At 69.9% G+C, this 23,386-nt stretch carries 14 protein-coding genes; 7 read left to right on the top strand and 7 right to left on the bottom strand.

Annotation, left to right across the window (positions count from 1 at the left end; genetic code table 11):
- Positions 1–5: 5 nt before the first annotated feature.
- The 4 genes from glgB to AB8810_RS03430 form a co-directional block, all read right to left on the bottom strand.
- Entirely contained in the window at positions 6–2,192 is a 2,187-nt protein-coding gene (gene glgB, locus AB8810_RS03445; protein ID WP_369915567.1) for a 1,4-alpha-glucan branching protein GlgB, read from the bottom strand.
- Positions 2,189–5,548, bottom strand: a complete 3,360-nt coding sequence (gene treS / locus AB8810_RS03440; protein WP_369915566.1) for a maltose alpha-D-glucosyltransferase — start codon at positions 5,546–5,548, stop codon at positions 2,189–2,191. The genes glgB and treS overlap by 4 nt, the downstream gene beginning before the upstream one ends.
- Positions 5,545–8,676, bottom strand: a complete 3,132-nt coding sequence (locus tag AB8810_RS03435; RefSeq protein ID WP_369915565.1) for a maltotransferase domain-containing protein — start codon at positions 8,674–8,676, stop codon at positions 5,545–5,547. Before AB8810_RS03435 ends, treS begins: the two co-directional genes overlap by 4 nt.
- Positions 8,677–9,172: 496 nt before the next feature.
- Entirely contained in the window at positions 9,173–11,527 is a 2,355-nt protein-coding gene (locus AB8810_RS03430) for a GH92 family glycosyl hydrolase (RefSeq protein WP_369915564.1), read from the bottom strand.
- A 132-nt stretch (positions 11,528–11,659) separates the two neighbouring features.
- Between AB8810_RS03430 and AB8810_RS03425 the strand changes: the two genes are divergently transcribed.
- The 3 genes from AB8810_RS03425 (at position 11,660) to AB8810_RS03415 (ending at position 15,388) form a co-directional block, all read left to right on the top strand.
- Complete coding sequence (locus AB8810_RS03425; protein ID WP_369915563.1) at positions 11,660–12,709, top strand: LacI family DNA-binding transcriptional regulator; 1,050 nt, start codon at positions 11,660–11,662, stop codon at positions 12,707–12,709.
- Positions 12,706–14,010, top strand: a complete 1,305-nt coding sequence (locus AB8810_RS03420) for a sugar MFS transporter (protein WP_369915562.1) — start codon at positions 12,706–12,708, stop codon at positions 14,008–14,010. The genes AB8810_RS03425 and AB8810_RS03420 overlap by 4 nt, the downstream gene beginning before the upstream one ends.
- A gap of 91 nt (positions 14,011–14,101) precedes the next feature.
- On the top strand, positions 14,102–15,388 hold the full coding sequence (locus tag AB8810_RS03415) for an AGE family epimerase/isomerase (protein WP_369915561.1): 1,287 nt from the start codon (positions 14,102–14,104) through the stop codon (positions 15,386–15,388).
- A 227-nt stretch (positions 15,389–15,615) separates the two neighbouring features.
- On the opposite strand, the gene rpoD is transcribed toward AB8810_RS03415, so the two are convergent.
- Entirely contained in the window at positions 15,616–17,475 is a 1,860-nt protein-coding gene (gene rpoD, locus AB8810_RS03410) for an RNA polymerase sigma factor RpoD (RefSeq protein ID WP_179567666.1), read from the bottom strand.
- Between the two features lie 111 nt (positions 17,476–17,586).
- Positions 17,587–18,027, bottom strand: coding sequence for a D-aminoacyl-tRNA deacylase (gene dtd, locus AB8810_RS03405; protein WP_191825142.1), 441 nt, complete (start codon positions 18,025–18,027; stop codon positions 17,587–17,589).
- 221 nt (positions 18,028–18,248) lie between these two features.
- On the opposite strand from dtd, the gene AB8810_RS03400 reads away from it, so the two are divergent.
- Positions 18,249–19,163 (top strand): lauroyl acyltransferase, encoded by a 915-nt coding sequence (locus AB8810_RS03400; protein ID WP_206230881.1) that lies wholly within the window; start codon positions 18,249–18,251, stop codon positions 19,161–19,163.
- 25 nt (positions 19,164–19,188) lie between these two features.
- On the opposite strand, the gene AB8810_RS03395 is transcribed toward AB8810_RS03400, so the two are convergent.
- Complete coding sequence (locus AB8810_RS03395; RefSeq protein WP_179567672.1) at positions 19,189–19,710, bottom strand: GNAT family N-acetyltransferase; 522 nt, start codon at positions 19,708–19,710, stop codon at positions 19,189–19,191.
- A 310-nt stretch (positions 19,711–20,020) separates the two neighbouring features.
- Between AB8810_RS03395 and ribA the strand changes: the two genes are divergently transcribed.
- From ribA to AB8810_RS03380, 3 genes are all read left to right on the top strand, one after another.
- Complete coding sequence (gene ribA, locus AB8810_RS03390; protein ID WP_179567674.1) at positions 20,021–21,142, top strand: GTP cyclohydrolase II RibA; 1,122 nt, start codon at positions 20,021–20,023, stop codon at positions 21,140–21,142.
- A gap of 182 nt (positions 21,143–21,324) precedes the next feature.
- Positions 21,325–21,873: a PH domain-containing protein gene (locus AB8810_RS03385; RefSeq protein ID WP_369915560.1), complete on the top strand. Its 549-nt coding sequence runs from the start codon at positions 21,325–21,327 to the stop codon at positions 21,871–21,873.
- Complete coding sequence (locus AB8810_RS03380; RefSeq protein WP_369915559.1) at positions 21,870–23,384, top strand: PH domain-containing protein; 1,515 nt, start codon at positions 21,870–21,872, stop codon at positions 23,382–23,384. The genes AB8810_RS03385 and AB8810_RS03380 overlap by 4 nt, the downstream gene beginning before the upstream one ends.
- Positions 23,385–23,386 lie beyond the last annotated feature (2 nt).

Here is a 23,386-nt window from a genome sequence, read left to right as displayed (position 1 = left end):
CATCCTCAGTCTTCCAACCCCAGCACCAACACCCCCAACGGCGGGATGGTCAGCGACAGCGAGGCGGGATGCCCATGGGCGCCGATGTTCTCGGTGCGCACGCTGCCGCCGTTGCCGGTGTTGCTGCCGCCGTAGATCTCGGCGTCGGAATTGAGCAGTTCGCGCCAGCGGCCGCCGCGGGGAACCCCGATGCGGTAGCCGTGGTGCACCAGCGGGGTGAGGTTGGCCACCACCAGCAGCGGGGTGTCGCTGCCCTGGGCGGTGCGCAGGTAGGCGAACAGGCTGTTGCCGGCGTCGTCGCCGATGACCCAGGCGAAGCCGTCGGGGGTGTCGTCGCGCGCGTGCAGCGCGGGGTGTTCGGCGTACAGGCGGTTGAGGTCGCGGACCAGGCGCTGGATGCCGCGGTGGCGCGGGTCGTCGAGCAGGTGCCAGGGCAGCGCGGCGTCGTGGTTCCACTCGGTGGGCTGGGCGATTTCGCAGCCCATGAACAGCAGTTTGCGCCCGGGGTGGGTGTACATGTAGCCGAGGTAGGCGCGCAGGTTGGCGAAGCGCTGCCAGTCGTCGCCGGGCATGCGCCCGAGCAGGGAGCGCTTGCCGTGCACCACTTCATCGTGCGAGATCGGCAGCATGAAGCGCTCGGAGTACGCGTAGACCATGCTGAAGGTCAGTTCGCCGTGGTGGTAGCGGCGGTAGATGGGATCCAGTTCGATGTAGTGCAGGCTGTCGTGCATCCAGCCCATGTTCCATTTGTAGTTGAAGCCCAGGCCGCCGTGCGCCAGGTCGGCGGTGACGCCCGGCCAGGCGGTGGATTCCTCGGCGATGGTGATGGCGCCCGGTGCGTGTTCGGCGACCACCTGGTTGAGCCGGCGCAGGAAGGCGATGGTCTCGTAGTTCTCGCGGCCGCCGTGGATGTTGGGCACCCACTCGCCGGCGTTGCGGCTGTAGTCGCGGTAGAGCATGGAGGCCACCGCGTCCACGCGCAGGCCGTCGACGTGGTAGCGCTGCAGGAATTCCAGGGCGCTGGCGATCAGGAAGCCGGAGACTTCGCGCCGGCCGTGGTTGTAGATGAGCGTGTTCCAGTCGCGGTGGAAGCCTTCGCGCGGGTCGGCGTGTTCGTACAGCGAGGTGCCGTCGAAATGGGCCAGGCCGTGCGCGTCGGTGGGGAAATGCGCGGGCACCCAGTCGACGATGACGCCGATGTCTTCGCGATGGCAGCGGTCGACGAAGCGGGCGAAGCCGTCGGGCGAGCCGAAGCGCGCGGTGGGCGCGAACAGGCCCAGCGGCTGGTAGCCCCAGGAGCCGCCGAACGGATGTTCGGTGACCGGCATCAGTTCGATATGGGTGAAGCCCATGTCGGCGACGTAGGGAATCAGGCGGTCGGCCAGGGCGTCCCAGTCGAGCATGCTGCCGTCGTCGGCATGCATCCACGAGCCGGCGTGGATCTCGTACACGCTCAATGGCGCGTTCGGGCTGTGGCGTCGCGCGCGCGACGCCATCCAGGCCTCGTCGCGCCACTGGTACGGGGTGGGATCGGCCACGATCGAGGCGGTGCCGGGCGCCAGTTCGGCGCTGCGCGCGACCGGGTCGGCCTTGGCCGGCAGGTCTTCGCCGCGCGGGCCGCGCAGCGCGTACTTGTAGTGCGCGCCCACGTCGACGCCGGGCACGAACAGTTCCCACACGCCGGCCTGGTGACGCAGCCGCATCGGGTGGCGACGCGCGTCCCAGCTGTTGAAATCGCCGATCACCGCGGCGCGCGTGGCGTTCGGCGCCCACACCGCGAAACGGGTGCCGCGCACGCCATCGACCTCGACCGCGTTGGCGCCCAGCGCATCAGCCAGCTGCAGATGGTGGCCTTCGCTGATCAGGTGCAGGTCGAAATCGCTGAGCTGCGGGCCGAAGGCGTAGGCGTCCTCGGTGACCTGCTCGCCGCCGGGCCAGCGGATGCGCAGGCGGTAGCGGCCGTCGTCGGGCAGCGGCGCGGAGAAGAAACCAGGGCTGGGGCCTTCCTGCAGCGGCACCTCGCGGCCGTCTTCGAGCACTGCCGCCACGGCTTCGGCGCCGGGCAGGTAGCTGCGCAGCACGCGCGTGTCGCCGATGCGGTGCGCACCGAGCACGGCGAACGGGTCGCCGTGGCGGGCATTGGCGAACGCGCGCAGCGTCGCCTCGTCCCAGGTGTGGCCGACATCACTCATCGCATCGCCTCCTGTGGTGCGGGAAAGCGGTCGAGTATGCGCAGCAGTCCCTGTATCGGCACCATGATCCAGGCCGGGCGGTTGGCGGCCTCGTAGCGAATTTCATAACTGGCCTTCTCGATCAGGAACAACAGGGTGGTGGTCTCGAAGGCGGCCGGCGCCACCCACGGATGCGGGCTGGCGTCGAGCACCTGGCGGTAGGCGGCCAGGAAGGTGGCGCTGGCGCGGCTGCGAAACGCGGACAGGAAGGCGTCCAGCGCGGTGTCCAGGCCGACGCCGGCGCGTGCGGCGGTGCCCTCTTCGCCGCGGGCGGAGACTTCGCTGGCGTAGTCGAGCGAGCGCAGGAAGCCGGCCACGTCGTGCAGCGGGCTGGCCTTGGCGCGGCGTTCGTCCAGCGACTTGGCCGGTTCGCCTTCGAAGTCGATCAGCACCACGTCGTCGAACGCGACCAGGATCTGGCCGAGGTGGAAATCGCCGTGCACGCGGGTCAGCAGCGCGCCGTCGAGCAGGGCCGGCGCCTGTTGCAACCAGGCGTCCAGGCGCGGACGTTCGGCCAGCAACGCGTCCATCGCGGCGCGCTCGGCGCCATCCTCGCTGCCGTCGCGATGCGCGGACAACGTGTCCCACATCGCCTGCACTTCGTGCTCCACACCCGCGACGACCTGCCGCGCGGCCGCGGCATCCACCGGCTGCGGCGCGAACGCGGCGGCATCGGTCGGTTGGGCCAGCACGTCGTGCAGCTCGGCCAGGCGCCGGCCGACGACGGCGGCGAAGGCGTCGTAGCCGGCCACGCTCTCGTCGCGCGCGGCATCGTCCTGCGCGGCGGCGTATTCCTCGGCGCCGCGCGCCAGGTGATCCAGGGTCCAGCGCCAGGCGTCGCCCTGGTTGCGCACGAAGCCCTGCAGCAAGGCCAGGGTGGTTTCCACGCCCTGCGCATCGACCCGGGTGACGTGGCCGAACAAGGGCGCGGCGTTGGCGTAGCCGATCTCGGTCAGCCGCGCGCCGAGTTCGATCTCGGGGTTGGCACCGGCGGAAACGCGGCGCAGCAGCTTGAACACCGCCTTGTCGCCGACGATCAGCGAGCTGTTGCTCTGCTCGGCCGACAGCCAGCGGATCTCGGCATCGTCGGCGATCTCGACCGCGGCCAGTGCCGGCGTGGGGCAGAAGCGGATCTGTTCCGGCGCGGCATCGGCACCGGCATGGGTCTCGCCCTGGACCGACAGCACCGCGCCCTCGCGCAATGCGGCAAGCGTGGTGCGGGTCAGCGATTTCAGCGCGAAGCCGTCGGTGAGATAGCCGACTTCGCGGCCGTGCCGCACCCGTGCCAGCGCCAGCTGTTCGGCCAGCACGCTGGGCTGTTCGCGGTCCCAGACGATGCCCAGCGGCAGCATGTAGCGTTCGTATTCGCCATGCTCCAGCTCCGCTTCGATCTCCAGCATGGTCAACGCGTCGGTGCCGGGCAGCGGGGTGCGGCGGGCGATGCGCACGCTGCGCAACGCGCGGTCCTTGGCCGCGAACCAGCGCCGCGTGGACAGCCACGCCGGCAGGATGTCGCGCTCCAGCGTGCCCAGGTGCGGCAGCAGCGCATCGGCATCGACCGCGCCGCGCAGCACCAGGGTCTGATAGTCGGGCAGCGGCATCGGCGCGGGCACGTGCCAGTCCGGCAGCGTGGCGTTGCCGACCAGCTGGAACGCGTAGAAGCCGAACGCCGGCACGGTGAGCAGATAGGTCAGGCGCCCGATCGGCGGGAAGCTGCCGCCGCCGATGATGTCCACCGGCACCCGGCCTTCGAATTCGGACAGGTCCAGTTCCACCGCCTGCAGCGTGTGCGAGAGGTTGGCCACGCACAGCACGGTCTCGTCCTCGTGGCAGCGCAGGTAGGCGAGCAGGCGGCGGTTGCCGGGATACAGGAAGCGCAGCGTGCCGCGGCCGAAGGCGCGGTAGCGCTTGCGCACCGACAGGATGCGCCGGGTCCAGGTCAGCAACGAATGCTGGTCGCGCTGCTGCGCCTCGACGTTGACCGCCTGGAAGCCGTACAGCGGATCCATGATCGGCGGCAACACCAGCGCGGCCGGGTCGGCGCGCGAGAAGCCGCCGTTGCGGTCGATCGACCACTGCATCGGTGTGCGCACGCCGTCGCGGTCGCCGAGGTGGATGTTGTCGCCCATGCCGATCTCGTCGCCGTAGTACAGCACCGGTGTGCCGGGCATGCTCAGCAGCAGCGAGGTCATCAGTTCGATGCGGCGGCGGTCGCGTTCCAGCAACGGCGCCAGGCGCCGGCGGATGCCCAGGTTGATGCGCGCGCGACGGTCGGCGGCGTAGGTCTGCCACAGGTAGTCGCGCTCCGAATCGGTGACCATCTCCAGGGTCAGCTCGTCGTGGTTGCGCAGGAAGATCGCCCACTGGCAGCTCTCCGGGATTTCCGGGGTCTGGCGCATGATGTCGGTGATCGGGAAGCGGTCCTCGCGCGCGATGGCCATGTACATGCGCGGCATCAGCGGGAAGTGGAACGCCATGTGGCATTCGTCGGCGTTCTCGCCGAAGTATTGCTGGGTGTCTTCCGGCCACATGTTGGCCTCGGCCAGCAGCATGCGGTCCGGATACTCGGCGTCCAGCGTGGCGCGGATGCGGCGCAGGATGGCGTGTGTCTCGGGCAGGTTCTCGTTGGAGGTGCCGTCGCGCTCGATCAGGTACGGCACCGCGTCCAGGCGCAGGCCGTCCACGCCCAGGTCGAGCCAGAAGCGCATCACTTCCAGCACCGCTTCCAGCACGGCCGGGTTGTCGAAGTTCAGGTCCGGCTGGTGCGAATAGAAGCGGTGCCAGAAGTACTGCCCGGCGACCGGGTCCCAGGTCCAGTTGGAGTTCTCGGTGTCGCAGAAGATGATGCGGGTGCCGGCGTAGTCCTGGTCGCTGTCGGACCACACGTAGAAGTCGCGCTCCGGCGAACCGGCCGGCGCGTTGCGCGCGCGCTGGAACCAGGCGTGCTGGTCGGAGGTGTGGTTGATCACCAGCTCGGTGACGATGCGGATGCCGCGCGCGTGCGCCTGCGCGACCAGCCGTTCGAAGTCGGCGATGCTGCCGTAGTCGGGGTGCACCGCCATGTATTCGGCGATGTCGTAGCCGTCGTCGCGGCGCGGGCTGGGATAGAACGGCAGCAGCCAGATGGTGTCCACGCCGAGGTCGGCGATGTAGTCGAGCTTGGAGATCAGGCCGGGGAAATCGCCGATGCCGTCGTCGTTGGAATCGAAGAACGACTTCACGTGCACCTGGTAGATGATCGCGTCCTTGTACCAGAGCGCGTCGCGCACCAGCGGGCTTGCCTCGCTGTCGGCGGACAATGGAACTGCAGCATTCATGAAGTGGCTCCGGCGCGGATACGCCATAGGGAAAACGGCCGCGAGGGATCGAGGCGAATGGTTTGCTGCTTGCCGTGCCAGGCGAAGGCGTGGCCATTCCACAGGTCCTGCACGGCGACGCTGGCGTGATCGGGCAGGCCCAGCTCCCACAGCGGCACTTCGATCTGTGCTTCCTGCGCGGCATGCGGGTCGAGGCTGATCGCCACCAGCACCAGGCTGCGGCTGCGCGCCAGATGCGCTTCATCGAGGAACTTGCCGAAGTACAGCACCTGGTCGTTGTGCGCGAGATAGAAACGCGTGCCCAGGTGCGATTGCAGTTCCGGGTGCTGGCGGCGCAGCAGGTTGAGGCGGGTGATCTCGTCGACGATGTCACCGGGTGCGCGCTCGGGCCACACGCGCAGCTGGTACTTCTCCGAATCCAGGTATTCCTCCTTGCCCGGCGCCAGCGGCGTGGCTTCGCACAGTTCGAAGCCCTGGTACATGCCCCACAGGCCCGACAGCGTGGTCGCCAGCGCGGCGCGGATCAGGTGGCCGCCGCGGCCGCTCTGCTGCAGGAACACCGGGTTGATGTCCGGCGTGTTGACGAAGAAATGCGGTCGGAAGCATTCGCGCGGAATGCCGGTGTTGAGTTCTTCGATGTAGGCCTGCAGCTCGGCCTTGTGCTGGCGCCAGGTGAAGTAGGTGTAGGACTGCGAGAAGCCGACCTTGGCCAGCCGGTACATCGGCTTGGGCCGGGTGAAGGCTTCGGACAGGAACACCACCTGCGGATGGCGGCCGCGCACTTCGGCGATCAGCCATTCCCAGAACGGGAACGGCTTGGTGTGCGGGTTGTCGACGCGGAACAGGTTGACGCCTTCGTTGACCCAGAACAGCACCGCGTCGCGCAACGCGTTCCACAGTTCGGGCACCGCGCCGCTGGCGTAGAAATCGACGTTGACGATGTCCTGGTATTTCTTCGGCGGATTCTCCGCGTACGGGATCGAGCCGTCGGCGCGCCAGGTGAACCAGTCCGGATGCTCGCGCAGCCACGGATGGTCCGGCGCGCATTGGATCGCGAAATCCAGTGCCAGTTCCAGGCCTTGCGCGGCGGCCGCGGCGCGCAGCCGGCGGAAGCCCTCCAACCCGCCGAGTTCGGCGTGCACCTCGGTGTGCCCGCCTTCGGCCGAGCCGATCGCGTACGGGCTGCCGGGTTCGCCGGGTTGCGCGGTGACCGCGTTGTTGCGGCCCTTGCGGTTCTTCTCGCCGATCGGATGGATCGGCGGCATGTACAGCACGTCGAAGCCCATCGCACGGATGTGCGGCAGGCGCTTGATGACGTCGTCGAAGGTGCCGTGGCGCGCGAGGTCGCCGCTCTGCGACCGCGGGAACAGCTCGTACCAGCTGGAGAAATGCGCGCCGCGGCGCTCGGCCTCCACGCGGAAGGTCATCGGGTATTCGGTACGGAACGGCTTGTCGTCGGCGCGCGCCATCGCTTCGGCGGTGCCGGGTTCCAGCAGGATCTCGGCGCGGGCGGCGGGATCCTCGCTGCGGGTGATCCGGGCGAGGATCGCCTTCAGCCTTGAGTTCAAGGCGCCGCGGCTGCGCGCGCGCGCCGCCTCGACCTGGGCCAGCGCTTCCTGCACGTCCACCGGCAGCAGCGTGCCGGCGGCGCGCTTCTTTTCCAGGTCGGCATGGGTGGTGGCGAAGATGTCGCGCCAGGCTTCGATGCGGAATTCGTAACGGCCCAGCCGCTCCAGCGGAAACTCGCCGCGCCAGCGGTCGTTGCCCAGCGCGCGCATCGGCGCGCTGGACCAGGTGCGTGCGTCGGCGGCGCGCCACAGCAATGCCACCGCGATGCGGTCGTGGCCGTCGCAGAACGCGTCGGCTTCCACGCAGATGCGGTCGCCGACGGTGCGCTTGACCGGGAAGCGACCATCGTCCACCGAGGGCGTCACCGCTTCGATGCAGATCCGCGCCGCAGCGGCGGCGACATCGGCCGGCGTGCGGGCGCGAGCGGCGGCCAGCACCGGGCGCGCCGGCACGCTGCGATAGACGCGCACTTCGCCCGCTTCCAGGGTGCCGCCCTGGTCGCCCTGGATCGGCTCGCCCTGATCGCTGAGCAAGCTTTCGCTGTCGCCGAGCAGGCGCAGCAGCGCCGATCCAGGTACCGGCAGCAGATGGTCGCGGTCGCTGTTGAGCAGTACCAGCCACGGCGCGGCGCCGAGCGGTTCCACCGCGATTGCGGTCAGCGCGCCATCGCGCAGCAATGGGCGCAAGCGCAGATCTTGTCCGGCAGCGGCCGGGATGGCCGGCGCGTAATCGGCATCGGTGTCGGCCGGCACTGGCAAGGCGGTGAGTTCGGCGATCGCCCATGCATCGCCGAACGCGGAGGCCAACCGGGCGCGTTGCGCGCGCTGCAACGGCGGCTGCGCTTCGGACGGCGCATCGGGATCGATGGTGGCGACGACGCGACGCGCCAGGCTGCGCAGCGCCACGTCTTCGTCGAAGAACCAGCTGCCGCGTCCGTCCCACCAGGCCAGCGACGAGAATGCCGCATCGAAGCCGGCGCCCTGCAGCCCGCGTAAGGACTCCAGGCCCAGGCCAGGCGTCCAGGCCAGGAATTTCGCGCCGGGCACGTCCGCCTGCACATCGGCGATCAAGCTGCGCCACAGCGTGGCCGGCACGCGCTGCGGCTGCAGCACGCGGAATCCGGCCACGCCGCTGCGCAGCCAGTCGCGCACACGCACGCTCCACCACTGCGCCAGTCCCGCGCCCTCTTCGGCGTAGGCGAAGCGGCCCTGGGCGATTTCCGGCGTACCGCGCTGCGTGCGCGGATCCGGCAGCGCCGAGGTGCGCGCGCGGAACCAGTGCGGATGTTGCTGCAGCAGGCCGCTGCCGCCGCCGATCTCGTCGATGCGCAGATCGACCAACAGGTTCAGGCCGTGCTTCTGCGCCAGCGCCAGCCACTGCTGCAGCTGTGCGACGCCGGCGGCATCGTCGCTGGCCGGGTCCGTCAGCCGCCCTTGCGGGTCCTGCGCGAACGGATTGGGCAGTACGACATGATCGCAACCATTGGCCTGCGCGGCGGCCATGGCCGTCTCCAGCGTGGCCGCGTCGTGCGTAAGGGGGGACAGCAGGCAGACATGCATTCGGATATCCCGTTCGGCGTAATGAGGAGTGCACGATCCAGACCGCAGCGATCGCCATCGGCGGCACGGATCGGCCGTCGCACAAGACGGAGACGGAATGCACCTGCACGATGTGCCGCATCCGCAATCGGATTCGACGCCGGGGCGCCAATGCCGCTCGATGCCATGCGACTGACCCCACAAGACCACAGGGGATGCCAATGGAATGTGTTCATGGCATTAAATAAACGCATACGCCGGCTGGCCGCGGACGCTCGCCAAGCGGCCATGCGCAGCGCGCGCGGCTCCGCGGCGCGGGGTTTGCGCAGGAATCGTCACTGCGGGCGCGGCGCTGCCGACGCCTTGACGTCATCGTCCGTTCACGCGCTTACGACAGCTTGCAGACGCGGGCGGGCATCTTCGCCAAGCGCGAAGACGCGGGCGTGACGCTGGTTGCCGCCATGTTTCGGGCAGCTCGGCGTCGCGGCGAGCGCTGCCGCGACGATGCAGCGCTCGCCTATTCGCTCATCGAATAGGCGCGCTCGGCCGCGCCCGCAGCCCAGGTCTTGTTCGGCTCCGCCTGCAGGGTGAAGCGCAGCTCGCCGCCGGCCATGATCTCCTCGTGGCGCAGGAAGGCGCGGTCCAGCGAACGGCCGTTGAGGGTGACGCTGCCGATGTAGGGATGCGCATCGTCCAGGCCCTCGGCCACCACGCTGAAACGCTTGCCGTTGGGCAGCGCCAGGGTGGCGTGCGGCAGGAACGGGCGGCCGATGATGTACTGGTTGCTGGCCGGCGCCACCGGATAGAAGCCCAGCGCGGTGAACACGTACCACGCCGACATCTGCCCCAGGTCGTCGTTGCCGGCCAGGCCGTCGGGACGCGCCGCGTACTGGCTGCGCATGATCTGCTGCAGCCGCGCCTGGGTGCGCCAGGGCTGCCCCGCGTACGCATACAGATACGCGACGTGGTGGCTGGGCTCGTTGCCATGCGCATACCAGCCGATCAAGCCGGTGATGTCTTCCATGTGTTCGAACACCTTGGGATCGACCTTGGCCTCGAACACCTGGTCCAGCCGCGCCAGCAGCTTGTCTTCGCCACCGTGCGCACTGGCCAGGCCCGCCACGTCCTGCGGCACGTACCAGGAGTATTGCCAGGCATTGCCTTCGGTGTAGTCGCTGCCGTAGCCGCTGGCGCTGGGATCGAACGGCTCGCGGAAACTGCCGTCGCGCTTGCGCGCGCGCATGAAGCCGGTCTTGGCGTCGAAGGCGTGGCGCCAGTTGCCGGCGCGCTTTTCGAATGCGCTGGCCACCTCGGTGCGGCCCATCGCCTGCGCCATGCGCGCGATGGTCCAGTCGTCGAACGCGTATTCCAGGGTCTTGGATGCGGCTTCGCCTTCCTCATCGATCGGCACGTAGCCCAGTTCGCGGTATTGGGCGATGCCGTCGTAGGGGCCGTAGTCGGCGCTGGCGACCATCGCCTCGAGCGCGGCGTCGGAGTCGTAGCCGCGGATGCCCTTCATGTAGGCGTCGGCGATCACCGGCACGGCGTGATAGCCGATCATGCACCAGGTTTCCAGGCCCTGGAACGACCACACCGGCAGCACCCCGTATGGGCTGTTCTTGCGGTGCGAGAGCAGCGAGTTGACGATGTCGTTGGTGCGCTGCGGCGGCTGCACCAGGGTCAGCAGCGGATGCAGCGCGCGGTAGGTGTCCCACAGCGAGAACGTCGAGTAGTTGGTGTAGCCCTGCGCCTGGTGCACGGCGTTGTCCGGCCCGCGGTAACTGCCGTCGCTGTCCATGAACAGCGTGGGGCCGAGCAGGCTGTGGTACAGCGCGGTGTAGAACTGGGTGCGCTGCTGCGGCGCTGCGTCCACTTCCACCGCACCCAGCGCTTGCGCCCATTGCGCGCGTGCCGCGCGGCGCACGCCGTCGAAGTCCCAGCCCGGCACCTCGGCCTCGAGATTGGCGATGGCGCTGTCCTCGCTGACCGGCGAGATCGACACCTTCACCAGCAGCGGCTCGCGGCCGGCGTCGCCGAAATCGAAGCTGCCCACCAGTTGGCGGCCTTCGATCTGCGCGCGCTGCGCCGGGTCGTTGTCGCCCGGCGGCGGGAAACCCTTGTACGCAACGTCCTGCTCGGTGTTGTGGAAGGCGTGGCCGCGCAGCGGTTGCGAGAAGCGCATGGCGAAGTACAGCTGCCGGCCCGGCGCCCAGCCGCGGGTTTCGCGGAAGCCGGTGACGGTGCCGTCGGCGCGCAGGCGCAGCCGCGACCAGCTGATCTTGCCGGGGTAGTCGTACATGCTGGTGCGCAGGTCCAGCAGCACGTGCGCCGGCTGGCCCTTGGGGAAGGTGTAGCGGTGCACGCCGGCGCGGGCGCTGGCGGTGAGTTCGGCGCGCACCTTGTAGTCGTCCAGGGTCACCGCGTAGTAGCCGGGTTCGGCGCGCTCGTCGTCGTGGCGGAAGCGCGAGCTGTAGCCGCTGCCGGGCTTGTCCGGGTCGCCGCGCTCCAGCCGCACCGCGCCGCTGATCGGCATCAGCAGCACGTCGCCCAGGTCGGAATGGCCGGTGCCGGAGAAATGGGTGTGGGAGAAGCCGACCAGGCTGCGGTCGTCGTAGCGGTAGCCGGCGGCCCAGCCGTAGGCCTCCTTGCGCGGCTGGATGCGGGTGTCCGGGCTCAGCTGGACCATGCCGAACGGCACCGTGGCGCCGGGATAGGTATGGCCTTCGCCGCCGGTGCCGATGAACGGGTCCACCGCGGCGACCGCACGCGCACCTGGGTCGGTGGCGGCCTGCTTGGTGGCGGCGTTCGCCGCCGGCCACAGCGCGGCCAGCAGCAGCGCGGCGGCGGCGCGCTTGGTCAAGGTGCTACGCATGGAGTCCTCCCCCGGATCGAATCGGTCCAAAACGGATACCACAAAAGCCGCCACCCCTTTTGCTGCACTGCAAAATGCGCGGTGGTTCACGACAGCGCAGGATGGGCGGCCTTTTGAACCGGTCTAATCGCCGTGCCGTCGTCCCCCGCCGACAAACGCGTCACCGTGTCCGACATCGCCGCCGCCTGCGGCGTGTCGCGGGCGACCGTGTCGCTGGTGCTGCGCAACAGCCCGCTGGTGCATGTGGACACGCGCGCGCGGGTGGCGGCGGAGATCGCGCGGCAGGGCTATGTCTACCATCGCGGCGCGGCCAGCCTGCGCGGGCGCGCCTCCAACGCGGTGGCGCTGGTGGTCAACGACCTGGCCAATCCGTTCTTCGCCGAATTCGCCGGCGGCGTGGACGCGGCGCTGGCCGAGGCCGGCTACGTGATGCTGATGGGCAGCACCGGCGAATCGCCGGAGCGCCAGCACACCGTACTGGCCTCGCTGATCGAGCACCAGCCGGCGGCGCTGATCCTGTCGCCGACCGAGAACACCGACGCGGCGCGGCTGCGCCAATTGCTCGGCACGCGGCTGCCGGTGCTGCTGTTCAACCGCGCGCTGGACGGCGACTGGCCGCTGCTGGCGCTGGACAACCGCCGCGGCGCGCGCCTGGCCACCGAGCACCTGCTGGCGTTGGGCCACCGCGCGATCGCGTTCTTCGGCGGCCACCGCCAGTCCAGTTCCTGCGCCGAACGCCGCGCCGGCTACCGCGACGCGCTCGCCGCCGCCGGCATCGCCGCCGATCCGGACTGGCTGATCGAATGCGCGCCGACCCGGCTGGACGCCGCGCGCCAGGCCGGCGCGCTGTGCGCGCGCGATCCGCTGCCGACCGCGCTGGTCTGCTACAACGACGTGGTCGCGCTGGGCCTGGCCAGCGGTCTGGCCGAACGCGGCCGCCATGCCGGCCGCGACTACGCGCTGATGGGCTTCGACGACATCGCCGAAGCCGCCGTCGCCACCCCGCCGCTGTCCACCGTCGCCGTCGCCCCGCGCGAATGCGGCATGCAGGCCGCACGGCTGGTGCTGGACGCGCTGCGCCAGCAACAGGCGCTGCCTGCGCTTACCATCGCCCCGTCCCGGTTGTGCCTGCGTGCCAGCAGCCGTGTCGCCCTATCGCCCGTTCCCGGAGTCGCTGCATGAGCCGTCGTCCGCTGTCCAACACTGCCGCCATCGCGGTGGTCAGCATGATCTTCTTCACCTGGGGCGGCCTGACCAGCCTCAACGATGTGCTGATCCCGCATCTGAAAGCCGTGTTCCAGATGAACTACGCGCAGTCGATGCTGATCCAGTTCACCTTCTTCGGCGCGTACTTCCTGATGTCGCTGCCGGCCGGTGCGGTGGTGGCGCGGGTCGGCTACAAGAGCAGCATCGTCATCGGCCTGGTGGTCGCGGCGATCGGCGCGGCGATGTTCTACCCGGCCGCGCGGCTGCCGTCGTATCCGCTGTTCCTGACCGCGCTGTTCGTGCTGGCCAGCGGCATCACCCTGCTGCAGGTGGCGGCCAATCCGTACATCAGCCTGATCGGCAACCCGGACAAGGCGCCGAGCCGGCTCAACTTCGCGCAGGCGCTGAACTCGCTGGGCACCACCATCTTCCCGCTGCTGATCGGCCCGCTGATCCTGGCCGGCGCGGTGCTGTCGGCCGACAAGATCGCGGCGATGAGCGCGCTCGAGCAGGCGGCCTACCGCGGCGCGCAGGCGCAATCGGTGCAGGTGCCGTACCTGCTGCTGGCGGGCGGCCTGTTGCTGCTGGCCGTGTTCGTGCTGGTGATGCGCATCCCCTCGCTGCGCGAGGACGACGCCGGCAGCGTCGAGTCGCATCACAGCTTCGGCGACGCGCTGCGCCAGTCGCACCTGCTGTGGGGTGTGGTGGCGATCTTCATGTACGTGGGCGCGGAAGTGTCGATCGGCAGCTTCCTGATCAACTACATCTCCGGCCCGACCACCGGCGGCCTGACCGAAGCCACCGCCAGCCGCTACCTGGCGTTCTACTGGGGCGGCGCGATGGTCGGCCGCTTCGCCGGCGCCGCGCTGCTGCAGGTGATCCCGGCGCGCAAGCTGCTGGCCGCGTTCGCCGGCGTCGCCTCGCTGCTGCTGATCGTGACCATGATCAGCACCGGCCACGTGGCGATGTGGAGCGTGATCGCGATCGGCCTGTTCAACTCGATCATGTTCCCGACCATCTTCACCGTGGCCATCGAGCGCCTGGGCCCGCTGACCAGCAAGGCCTCGAGCCTGCTGATCATGGGCATCGTCGGCGGCGCGCTGGTGCCGCTGGCGCAGGGCGCGCTGGCCGACGTGGTCGGCATCCAGCACGCCTTCGTGATCCCGCTGCTGTGCTACGCCTATATCCTCTGGTACGGCCTGCGCGGCTCGCGGCTGTCGGCCAATCTGCCGGCCGAGGCGCCTGGCGCCAAGCCGGTGGCGCGCGCGATGCATTGATGCGCGAAACGGGCGCGGCGGCGCGTTGCCGTCGCGCCCTGCGCGTGCCCGTCCCTCCCCTTCCCCCACTCACATGGCTCCCAGCGACCGCATGAACCTGCCTGCCACGCCCCTGCCCGACTTCGCCGATGCCGCCGTGCTGCGCGCGCATATCGCCGACACCATGGCCTTCTACCATCCGCGCGCGATCGATCCGGCCGGCGGCTTCTTCCACTATTTCCGCGACGACGGCAGCGTGTACGACGCCGGCCACCGTCACCTGGTCAGCAGCACCCGCTTCGTCTTCAACTACGCGATGGCGGCGAACGAGTTCGCCGATTCGCCGCTGGCCGCCGAGTACCTGGATGCCGCGCGCCACGGCCTGCGCTACCTGCGCGAGGTGCACCGCGATACCGCCAGCGGCGGCTACGTGTGGACCCTGCGCGACGGCGTCGCCGAGGACCGCACCCAGCACGCCTACGGCGCCGCCTTCGTGCTGCTGGCCTATTCCACCGCGAAGAAGGCCGGCCTCGACACCGACGCGTGGATGGACGAGACCTGGCAGCTGCTGGAAACGCGCTACTGGGACGCCGCCGCCGGCCTGTACCGCGACGAGGCCACGCCCGACTGGCAGTTCTCCAGCTACCGCGGGCAGAACGCCAACATGCACCTGTGCGAGGCGCTGATCGCCGCCTACGAGGCCAGCGCCGAGCCGCGCTACCTGCAGCGCGCGCTGTTGCTCGCCGACCACATCACCCGCCGGCAAGCCGCGCTGGCCGGCGGCCTGGTGTGGGAGCACTACGACGCGAACTGGCAGGTGGACTGGGACTACAACCGCGACAATCCCAAGCACCTGTTCCGGCCATGGGGCTTCCAGCCCGGCCACCAGGTCGAATGGTCGAAGCTGCTGGTGCTGCTGCACGGGCATCTGCAGGCCGCCGAGGGCAGCGCGCCGGACTGGCTGCTGCCGACCGCCCGCCACCTGTTCGACACCGCGCTGGCGCACGGCTGGGACGCGCAGCACGGCGGCATCGTCTATGGCTTCGCCTCCGGCACCGAGGCCACGCCGGAAGTCGGCGTGCCCGACGTGGCGCGACACCCGACCTACTTCTGCGACGACGACAAGTATTTCTGGGTGCAGGCCGAAGCGATCGCCGCCGCCGCGCGGCTGCTGGCCGCCAGCGGCGATGCGTCCTACCGCAGCGCTTACGACAAGGTGTGGACGTATTCGTGGGAGCACCTGGTCGACCACCGCTACGGCGCCTGGTTCCGCATCCTCAGCCGCGACAACCGCAGCTACAGCGACGAGAAGAGCCCGGCCGGCAAGACCGACTACCACACCATGGGCGCCTGCCACGATGTGCTGGCGGTGATGCGCAGCAGCCGGGCGTTCGCGTAACGCGGATGCGGCATGCGCAGGGGGCGCCGGCGATGCGGCGCCCCTTGCTTCCTGTAGGAGCGGCTTCAGCCGCGACAGGATGTTACCGGTGAGACCCGGTCGCGGCTGAAGCCGCTCCTACAGGGGGCGCACGCGGAGCCGTTCGATATGGCGAACGGCGCAGCTCTCCATCCACAAAAAAGCCCCGCACATGGCGGGGCTTTTTCGTTGCCGCGAACCGCGCTCGATCAGTCGATATCGAGGAAGCTGCGCAGCTGCTCGGAACGGCTCGGGTGACGCAGCTTGCGCAACGCCTTGGCCTCTATCTGGCGGATGCGCTCGCGGGTGACATCGAACTGCTTGCCGACTTCCTCGAGGGTGTGGTCGGTGTTCATGTCGATGCCGAAGCGCATGCGCAGCACCTTGGCCTCGCGCGGGGTCAGCCCGGCGAGCACGTCGCGCACGGTCTCGGACAGGTTGATGTTGGTGGTGTTCTCGATCGGGGACTCCACGTTGGTGTCCTCGATGAAGTCGCCCAGATGCGAATCCTCGTCGTCGCCGATCGGGGTTTCCATCGAGATCGGCTCCTTGGCGATCTTCATCACCTTGCGGATCTTGTCCTCCGGCATGTCCATTTCCTTGGCCAGCTCCTCCGGCGTGGCCTCGCGGCCGTACTGCTGGAGCATCTGCCGGGAAATGCGGTTCAACTTGTTGATCGTCTCGATCATGTGCACCGGGATACGGATGGTGCGCGCCTGATCGGCGATCGAACGGGTGATGGCCTGGCGGATCCACCAGGTCGCATACGTGGAGAACTTGTAGCCGCGACGGTATTCGAACTTGTCCACCGCCTTCATCAGGCCGATGTTGCCTTCCTGGATGAGGTCGAGGAACTGCAGGCCGCGGTTGGTGTACTTCTTGGCGATCGAGATCACCAGACGCAGGTTGGCCTCGACCATTTCCTTCTTGGCCTTGCGCGCCTTGGCTTCGCCATAGGCCATCGCGCGGCTGATTTCCTTCAGCTCGGTCAGGCTCAGGTAGGTCGCCTGCTCCACCGCCACGGTGGCTTCCTGCTCGGCGACGATCTGGTCCTTGACGTCGCGCAGCGCCGAGGACCACTTCTGCTTGCGCTTCAGTGCGTCGTCGACCCAGGCCACGTTGGTCTGGTTGCCTTCCCAGGAACGGATGAAGTCCTTGCGCGGCATGCGCGCCACGTGCGTGGCCAGGTGCAGCACGCGACGCTCGTGGTCCTTGACCTGGGCCATGGTGTCGCGCAGCTTGCGCACCAGCACGTCGGTCAGCGGCAGCGGCAGCTTCAAGGTGACGAACACCTCGGCGATGTCGGTGCGCAGCTTGGTGACCAGCTTGTGCTCGGCGCCGTTCTTGGCGTGTGCCTTCTTGAACTTGGCGTATTCGGTGGCCAGCACCTCCATGCGCCGCGCGACTTCGGCCGGGTCCGGACCGGTCGGGCCGGCCTCTTCCTCGGCGGCTTCGACTTCCTCGTCGTCGTCATCGTCGCTGGCATCGGCGGCGCTGTCGTCGTCGCTGGCGACCACGACCGGCGCCGGCTCTTCCTCGATCAGGTCGTTGAAGCCGACCACGATCTCGGCCAGGCGCTTCTTGCCTTCCTTGTGCTGTTCGTAGTCCTCGAGCAGGGTCTCCACCGCCAGCGGGAACGCGCCCAGCGCGGCCTGGACCTGGCTGAGGCCTTCCTCGATGCGCTTGGCGATGGCGATTTCGCCTTCGCGGGTCAGCAGCTCGACCGTGCCCATCTCGCGCATGTACATGCGCACCGGGTCGGTGGTGCGACCACCTTCGGTGTCGAGCGCGGTCAGCGCCGCGGCGGCTTCTTCGGCCGCGGTGTCGTCGACTTCGCGGTTGCCGGTGTTGCCGTCGTTGAGCAGCAGGGTCTCGGCGTCGGGAGCGACTTCATGGACGTCGATGCCCATGCCGTTGATCATGCTGATGATGTCTTCGATCTGCTCCGGATCGACCAGGTCGTCGGGCAGATGGTCATTGACTTCGGCGTAGGTCAGATAGCCCTGTTCCAGGCCCTTGCTGATCAGTAGCTTGATGTCGGATTGCTGGGCAGGACGTTCGTTGGCCATGAGTGCTCGCGCCACCGGCAGGTAGATGAATGAGTGAACCTAGCATTATAACAGCCCGGACCGCCGCTTGCCGGACAAGGAGCTGAATCGCTCCGCCAGGAGCGCCCCGGCCTAGGGCCGAAGCAGGAAAGTGACCGGGCCGTCGTTGACCAGGCTGACGATCATATGGGCACCGAAGCGCCCGCTTTCCACCCCGGGGGCGTGCCGTTCCCGGCAGATTTCCAGCAATCGGTTGAAGCCGCGTTCAGCCTCGGCCGGCGGCGCGGCGGTGGTGAAGCTGGGGCGCATCCCTGAGCCCGTGTCCGCGGCCAGGGTGAACTGGCTGACCAGCAGCAGGCCGCCGCCGGTGTCGCGCAGCGAGCGGTTCATGCGCCCATTGTCGTCGGCGAACACGCGGTAGCCGAGCAGGCGCTCGGCCATGCGCTGGAACTTGGCCTCGTCGTCGCCCGGCTCCACCGCGACCAGCGCCAGCAGGCCGGGGCCGATACGGCCGACCGCCACCTCGTCGACGCGGACTTCGGCTTGGCTGACGCGCTGGATCAGGGAGAGCATGGGCGGGATTCGGGATTCGGGATTCGGGATTCGGGATTCGGGATTCGGGATTCGGAAGCATCAGGGTTCGGCGCGGCGCTGTCATCCCGCCGGCATCATCGCCGAGTCGCGGCGCTCGGCGGAAGCCGCGGTGGCCCGCACGCCGGCCGATCCGTGATGCCGATCGGGTCATCCGGGCGCAGTCGACCTGGCACGGCCGGCCGAGCGGATAAACTGGCGCGATGAAACCCGCAACGCTCGCCACCGTTCTGTACCGCTGCGCCGCCGCCGTGGCGCGCCTGCCCTGGCCGTGGCTGCGGCGCCTGGCCGACGGCCTGGCCGGCCTGTGGCTGCGCCTGGACGCGCGCGAAAGCCGGGTCACCCGCCGCAACCTGGAGCTGGCCTATCCGGAGTTGCTGCCGAGCGAGCGCATCGCGCTGCACCGCGACGTGCTGCGCTCCACCGCGCGACAGGCGTTCGAGACCCTGGTGCTGTGGACCCGGCCGCCGGCGCAGAACCTGGCGCGGCTGCGCCAGCGCCACGGCCAGGACCTGTACGACGCCGCGCTGGCGACGGGCCGCGGGGTGATCGTGGCGGCGCCGCACTTCGGCAACTGGGAACTGCTCAACCAGTGGCTGGCCTCGCGCGGCGACATCGCCATCGTCTACCGCGCGCCGGCCTCCGACGTCGGCGATGCCTTCCTGCAACTGGTGCGCAGCGGCGACAACGTGCGCCAGGTGCGCGCCGAAGGCCCGGCAGTGCGGCAGCTGTTCAAGGTGCTCAAGGACGGCGGCGCGGTCGGCATTCTTCCCGACCAGCAACCCAAGGCCGGCGACGGCGTGTTCGCGCCGTTCTTCGGCGTGCCGGCGCTGACCATGACCCTGGTCAACCGGCTGGCCGAACGCACCGGCGCGATCGTGCTGTTCGCGTGGTGCGAGCGGGTCGGCAACGACCTGGAATTCGCGCTGCAGGTGCAGCCGGCGCCGGAGGCGATCGCCGACCCGGACCCGCTGCGCGCCGCGACCGCGTTGAACGAGGGCGTGGAACGGGTGGCGCGCCGCGACCCGGCGCAGTACCAGTGGACCTACAAGCGCTACACGCTGCGTCCGGATCCGGCCGAAGCCAACCCCTACGCCACGGCCAGGCACCCGCACTAGCGGTGTCGCGCCTCCCGCGCAGCGGCTAGTCGTCGTGCGGGTCCGCCGGCGTGGCGAGGATGCGCTGGTAGAAGGCCAGATCCAGCCAGCGCCCGAACTTGAACCCGGCCTCGCGCACGGTGCCGGCATGCACGAACCCCAATTGCTCGTGCAACGCGATGCTGCCGGCGTTGCTGGCGTCGATGCCGCCCACCAGCACGTGCACGCCGCGTGCCTGCGCCGCCTCGACCAGGGCCAGCAGCAGGCGCCGCCCCAGGCCCTTGCCGCGATGGTCGCGGTGCACGTAGACCGAATGCTCGACGCTGTACTTGAACGCCGGCCAGGCGCGGAACGTGCCGTAACTGGCGAAACCGAGCAGGCTGCCGGCCGCATCCTCGACCCCGATCACCGGGAAACCGCCGGCGCGCTTGGCCGCGAACCAGCCGGCCATGCTCTCCGGCGGGCGCGGCCGGTAGTCGTACAGGGCGGTGGAATGGACGATGGCCTCGTTGAAGATCTCCAGGATCGCGCCGGCATGGCGCTGTTCGGTGCATTCGACGAGGTGCATGCGCAGGTCCTGGAGAACGGGTCCGGCGTAGTAGAAATCAATCGACCGCGCTTGAACATGCCCACCCCGCTTGCCGGGCGATTGCGGCCGCGATTGGGTGAGTGACCGCGCGCCGGCCAGCGGTTGCATGCGCTGCATGGCGGCACGGCGCACAGTGCGTTCCATCCTGCGGATGCTGGCGGCGCGGCCAAACCACGCGACAATGGCCGCCCGGGCACGCCGCCCCGCCCGCTCCCATGCGGCGCGACCGCGGCGCGCCGTCGCCGACCAGCCTTGAAGCGGCGCCGGAGATCCCCATTTGGAGTCGTGCATGACCAGCCCCGTCCCCACCTCCGCGCACCCCTTCGGCGATCCCGCCGCGATCCGCAGCGAGCGCGCGGCCTCGGAGCTGCGTGCCGGCCGCCCGGTGGTCATCGAGCACCATGGCCAGGCGCGCGCGGTGCTGGCGCTGGACAGCAGCACCGCGCAGTCCTACCTCAGCTTCGCCCAGGCGGCGGCGCAACGGCATTACCTGTTCCTGACCCCGACCCGCGCGCAGGTGCTGGGCCTGGCCGCGCCGCAGGGCGCGCGCATCGCCCTGGCCGGCCAGTCCTACGACGCGCTGGCGGCGCTGGCCTACCTGCGCGACGGCACGCTGCCGGCGCACTGGCTGCCGGGCGATGCGCTGGATGCCGGCGCGGTGGAGATCGCGCGCCTGGGCCTGTTGTTGCCGGCGATGATCGCGGTGGACCTGGGCGCGGACAGCAGCGCCTTCCAGGGCTGCCAGTCGCTGCAGCTGGACGACCTGGAACACGGCTGCGCGACCACCACCGCCGGCAGCTACGAACTGGTGACCCGCACCCAGGTGCCGCTGCGCGATCTCGGCAGCAGCGAATTCGTGGTGTTCCGCGGCGGCGTGGCGCAGCGCGACCAGGTCGCGATCGTGATCGGCCAGCCCGACCTGTCCGCGCCGGTGCCGGTGCGGGTGCACTCCTCCTGCCTCACCGGCGACCTGTTCGGCTCGCTGAAGTGCGACTGCGGCGACCAGCTGCGGCATGGCCTGGCCAAGCTCAAGGAGCTCGGCGGCGGCGTGCTGCTGTACCTGGACCAGGAAGGCCGCGGTACCGGCATCGCCACCAAGATGCGCGCCTATGGCTACCAGCACGACGGGCTGGACACCATCGACGCCGATGCGCAGTTGGGGTTCGGCGCCGACGAGCGCCGCTACGGCGGTGCGGTGGCGATGCTGCGCGGGCTCGGCATCCAGCGCGTGCGCCTGCTGACCAACAATCCCTCCAAGGCCGAGCGTCTGCGCGCGGCCGGCATCGAGGTGGTCGAACGCATCCCGATCACCGGCGCGATCACCGCCGAGAACGAGGGCTATCTGCGCACCAAGGCCGCCCGTGCCGGCCATGCGCTGGATGTGGACGCGCTGATCCACGCCGCGCGCTGAACCGCGCCGGCGCAGCACCGGCGGCGACGACAGCGGCGCACGCCGAACGACCGGGCGTGCTGCGGATAGGGTTTCCACGCCGCGCGCCCGCGCACGAAGCACGCCGGGCGCCGCCCGCGTTACGATCGGGGACCTACGCGGCGCGCGTGCGCAGTGCCCGCCCATCGCTTCGAGAGCCCGCCGTGACCGCACCGCCGTCCCTGGACCCCTCCGCCGCCCCGCTTGGCGCCGACCCTCAGGCCGCCATCGCGTTCGCGCCTGCGGACGCCTGGCTGCCGCTGCCGCTGCGCGGTGCCTGGCTGGCCGCGCTCGGCGGCGGCTGCATGCTGGGCCTGTGCGTCCTGATCGGCGCGGCGATCTTCGGTTTCTCGCTGCACAGCCGCCAGGCGTTGCTCATCGGTGCCGGCGCCGCGGCGCTCGGCGCGCTGTTCGGCGCCTGCATCGGCTTCGTGCGCCATCGCCGGATCCGCTGGCGGCTGAACGCGCAGGGCCTGGACCTGCGCCGCGGGCGGCTGTGGCAGAGCGAAGTGCACGTTCCGATCTCGCGCGTGCAGCATCTGGACCTGCGCCGCGGCCCGCTGGAGCGCCTGGCGCGCCTGGCCACCCTGGTGGTGCACACCGCGGGTACCCGGCACAACGCGGTCGCCGTGCCCGGCCTGGACCAGGCCGACGCCGAGCGCCTGCGCGAACGCCTGGCGCACCAGCTCGACCACGACGACGACGCGCTGTGAGCGCCGCCCTGGACGCCGAGGACACCGCGGTCCGGCGCCTGCATCCGTGGTCGTGGCTGTTCGTGCTGCTGCAGCATCTCCGGCATTTCCTGCTGCCGCTGCTGGCGCTGCTGGTGTTCGGCGGGCGCGACGGCCGCAACGACCATGTCGACCAGCTGATGATGCTGCTGGTGGGCAGCGCGCTGATCGCGGTGTCGCTGCTGCGCTACCTCACCTACCAGTACCGCATCGGCCGCGACAGCCTGAGCATCCGCAGCGGCTGGTTGGAACGCAGCCTGCGCGAGATCCCGTTCGCGCGCATCCACAACGTGGTCGTGCACCAGTCGCTGCTGCATCGGCTGTTCGGCGTGGCCGAAGTGCGGCTGGAATCGGCCGGCGGGACCAAGCCGGAAGCGCAGATGCGGGTGCTGCGGCTGGACCAGGCGCTGGCGCTGGAGCGGCAGATCCGCCATCGCGCGCATGCCACCGAGACCGCGCCCGCGTCGGCGGACGCAGCGTCGGCCAGCGACGTGCTGTTGGCGCTGCCCACCTCGGAAGTGCTGCGCCAGGGGCTGATCTCCAACCGCGGCATGGTGGTGGTGATCACCGCGTTCGGCGCCACCTATCACCTGTTCCCCGAGCGCATGGTCTCCAATGCGATCGAGCACTACGGGCGGCAGTTGTTCGGCTACGCCAGCCACCTGCAGCTGGGCTGGATGGCCGGTGTGGTCAGCGTGGCGCTGATGCTGGCGACGCTGCTGCTGGTCATGCGCGTGCTGTCGATGGCGCTGGCGCTGCTGCAGTACCACGGCTTCCGGCTCAGCGAGAGCGAGCGCCGGCTGACCGTGGAGCGCGGCCTGCTGACGCGGCTGCGCAGCAGCGTGGCGCGGCGCCGGATCCAGGCCTGGACGCTGCACGAGGGCGTGCTGCAACGCCTGCTGCGGCGGCGCAGCCTGCACATCGACACCGCGGTGATGGATGGGCACGGCGAGGAGGGCCGCGCGCTGAAGGAATTGGCGCCGCTGGCGACGCCGGCCGCGTGCGACGCGCTGCTGCACCGGCTGCTGCCGCAGATCGCGTGGCCGCCGCCGCACTGGCAGGGGATCGCCACGCGCTGCTGGTGGCGGCTATGCCTGCCGGCGCTATGCCTGGTGCCGCTGCTGTGCGCCGGCCTGTGGCGGCCGTTCGGTGCCTGGGCCGCGCTGGCGCTGCTGTGGCTGCCGTGGTCGGCGTTCAAGGCCTGGCGCCAGGCGCAACGCATGGGATATGCCGTGGACGCGCGCTACGTGGCGGTGCGCGGCGGCTGGTGGACGCGCTGGTGGCGACTGGCCGAGATCGACAAGCTGCAGGCGCTGCAGCTGACCCGCTCGCCGCTGGACCGCTACTGCGGCACCGCCACGCTGTGGCTGGACACCGCCGGCGCCCGCCATGGCGAGCCGCCGTTGCGGGTGCGCCTGCTGCCCGAGGCCCAAGCGCAGGCGCTGTACCTGCAACTGAGCCGCGCGCTGGCACGGCGCCGGCTGCGCTGGTAGCG

The organism is Xanthomonas sp. NCPPB 3005, assembly GCF_041228095.2.
GTDB lineage: Bacteria > Pseudomonadota > Gammaproteobacteria > Xanthomonadales > Xanthomonadaceae > Xanthomonas_A > Xanthomonas_A bonasiae.
The sequence above is the reverse complement of the archived record's forward strand: the minus strand, read 5'-3'. Positions and strand labels throughout refer to the sequence as shown.

Bases quoted from the DNA above. Each gene is read 5' to 3' on its own strand.
- glgB (WP_369915567.1), bottom strand. From the start codon at position 2,192: ATGAGTGATGTCGGCCACACCTGGGACGAGGCGACGCTGCGCGCGTTC.
- treS (WP_369915566.1), bottom strand. From the start codon at position 5,548: ATGAATGCTGCAGTTCCATTGTCCGCCGACAGCGAGGCAAGCCCGCTG.
- AB8810_RS03435 (WP_369915565.1), bottom strand. From the start codon at position 8,676: ATGCATGTCTGCCTGCTGTCCCCCCTTACGCACGACGCGGCCACGCTG.
- AB8810_RS03430 (WP_369915564.1), bottom strand. From the start codon at position 11,527: ATGCGTAGCACCTTGACCAAGCGCGCCGCCGCCGCGCTGCTGCTGGCC.
- AB8810_RS03420 (WP_369915562.1), top strand. From the start codon at position 12,706: ATGAGCCGTCGTCCGCTGTCCAACACTGCCGCCATCGCGGTGGTCAGC.
- AB8810_RS03415 (WP_369915561.1), top strand. From the start codon at position 14,102: ATGAACCTGCCTGCCACGCCCCTGCCCGACTTCGCCGATGCCGCCGTG.
- rpoD (WP_179567666.1), bottom strand. From the start codon at position 17,475: ATGGCCAACGAACGTCCTGCCCAGCAATCCGACATCAAGCTACTGATC.
- dtd (WP_191825142.1), bottom strand. From the start codon at position 18,027: ATGCTCTCCCTGATCCAGCGCGTCAGCCAAGCCGAAGTCCGCGTCGAC.
- AB8810_RS03400 (WP_206230881.1), top strand. From the start codon at position 18,249: ATGAAACCCGCAACGCTCGCCACCGTTCTGTACCGCTGCGCCGCCGCC.
- AB8810_RS03395 (WP_179567672.1), bottom strand. From the start codon at position 19,710: ATGCACCTCGTCGAATGCACCGAACAGCGCCATGCCGGCGCGATCCTG.
- ribA (WP_179567674.1), top strand. From the start codon at position 20,021: ATGACCAGCCCCGTCCCCACCTCCGCGCACCCCTTCGGCGATCCCGCC.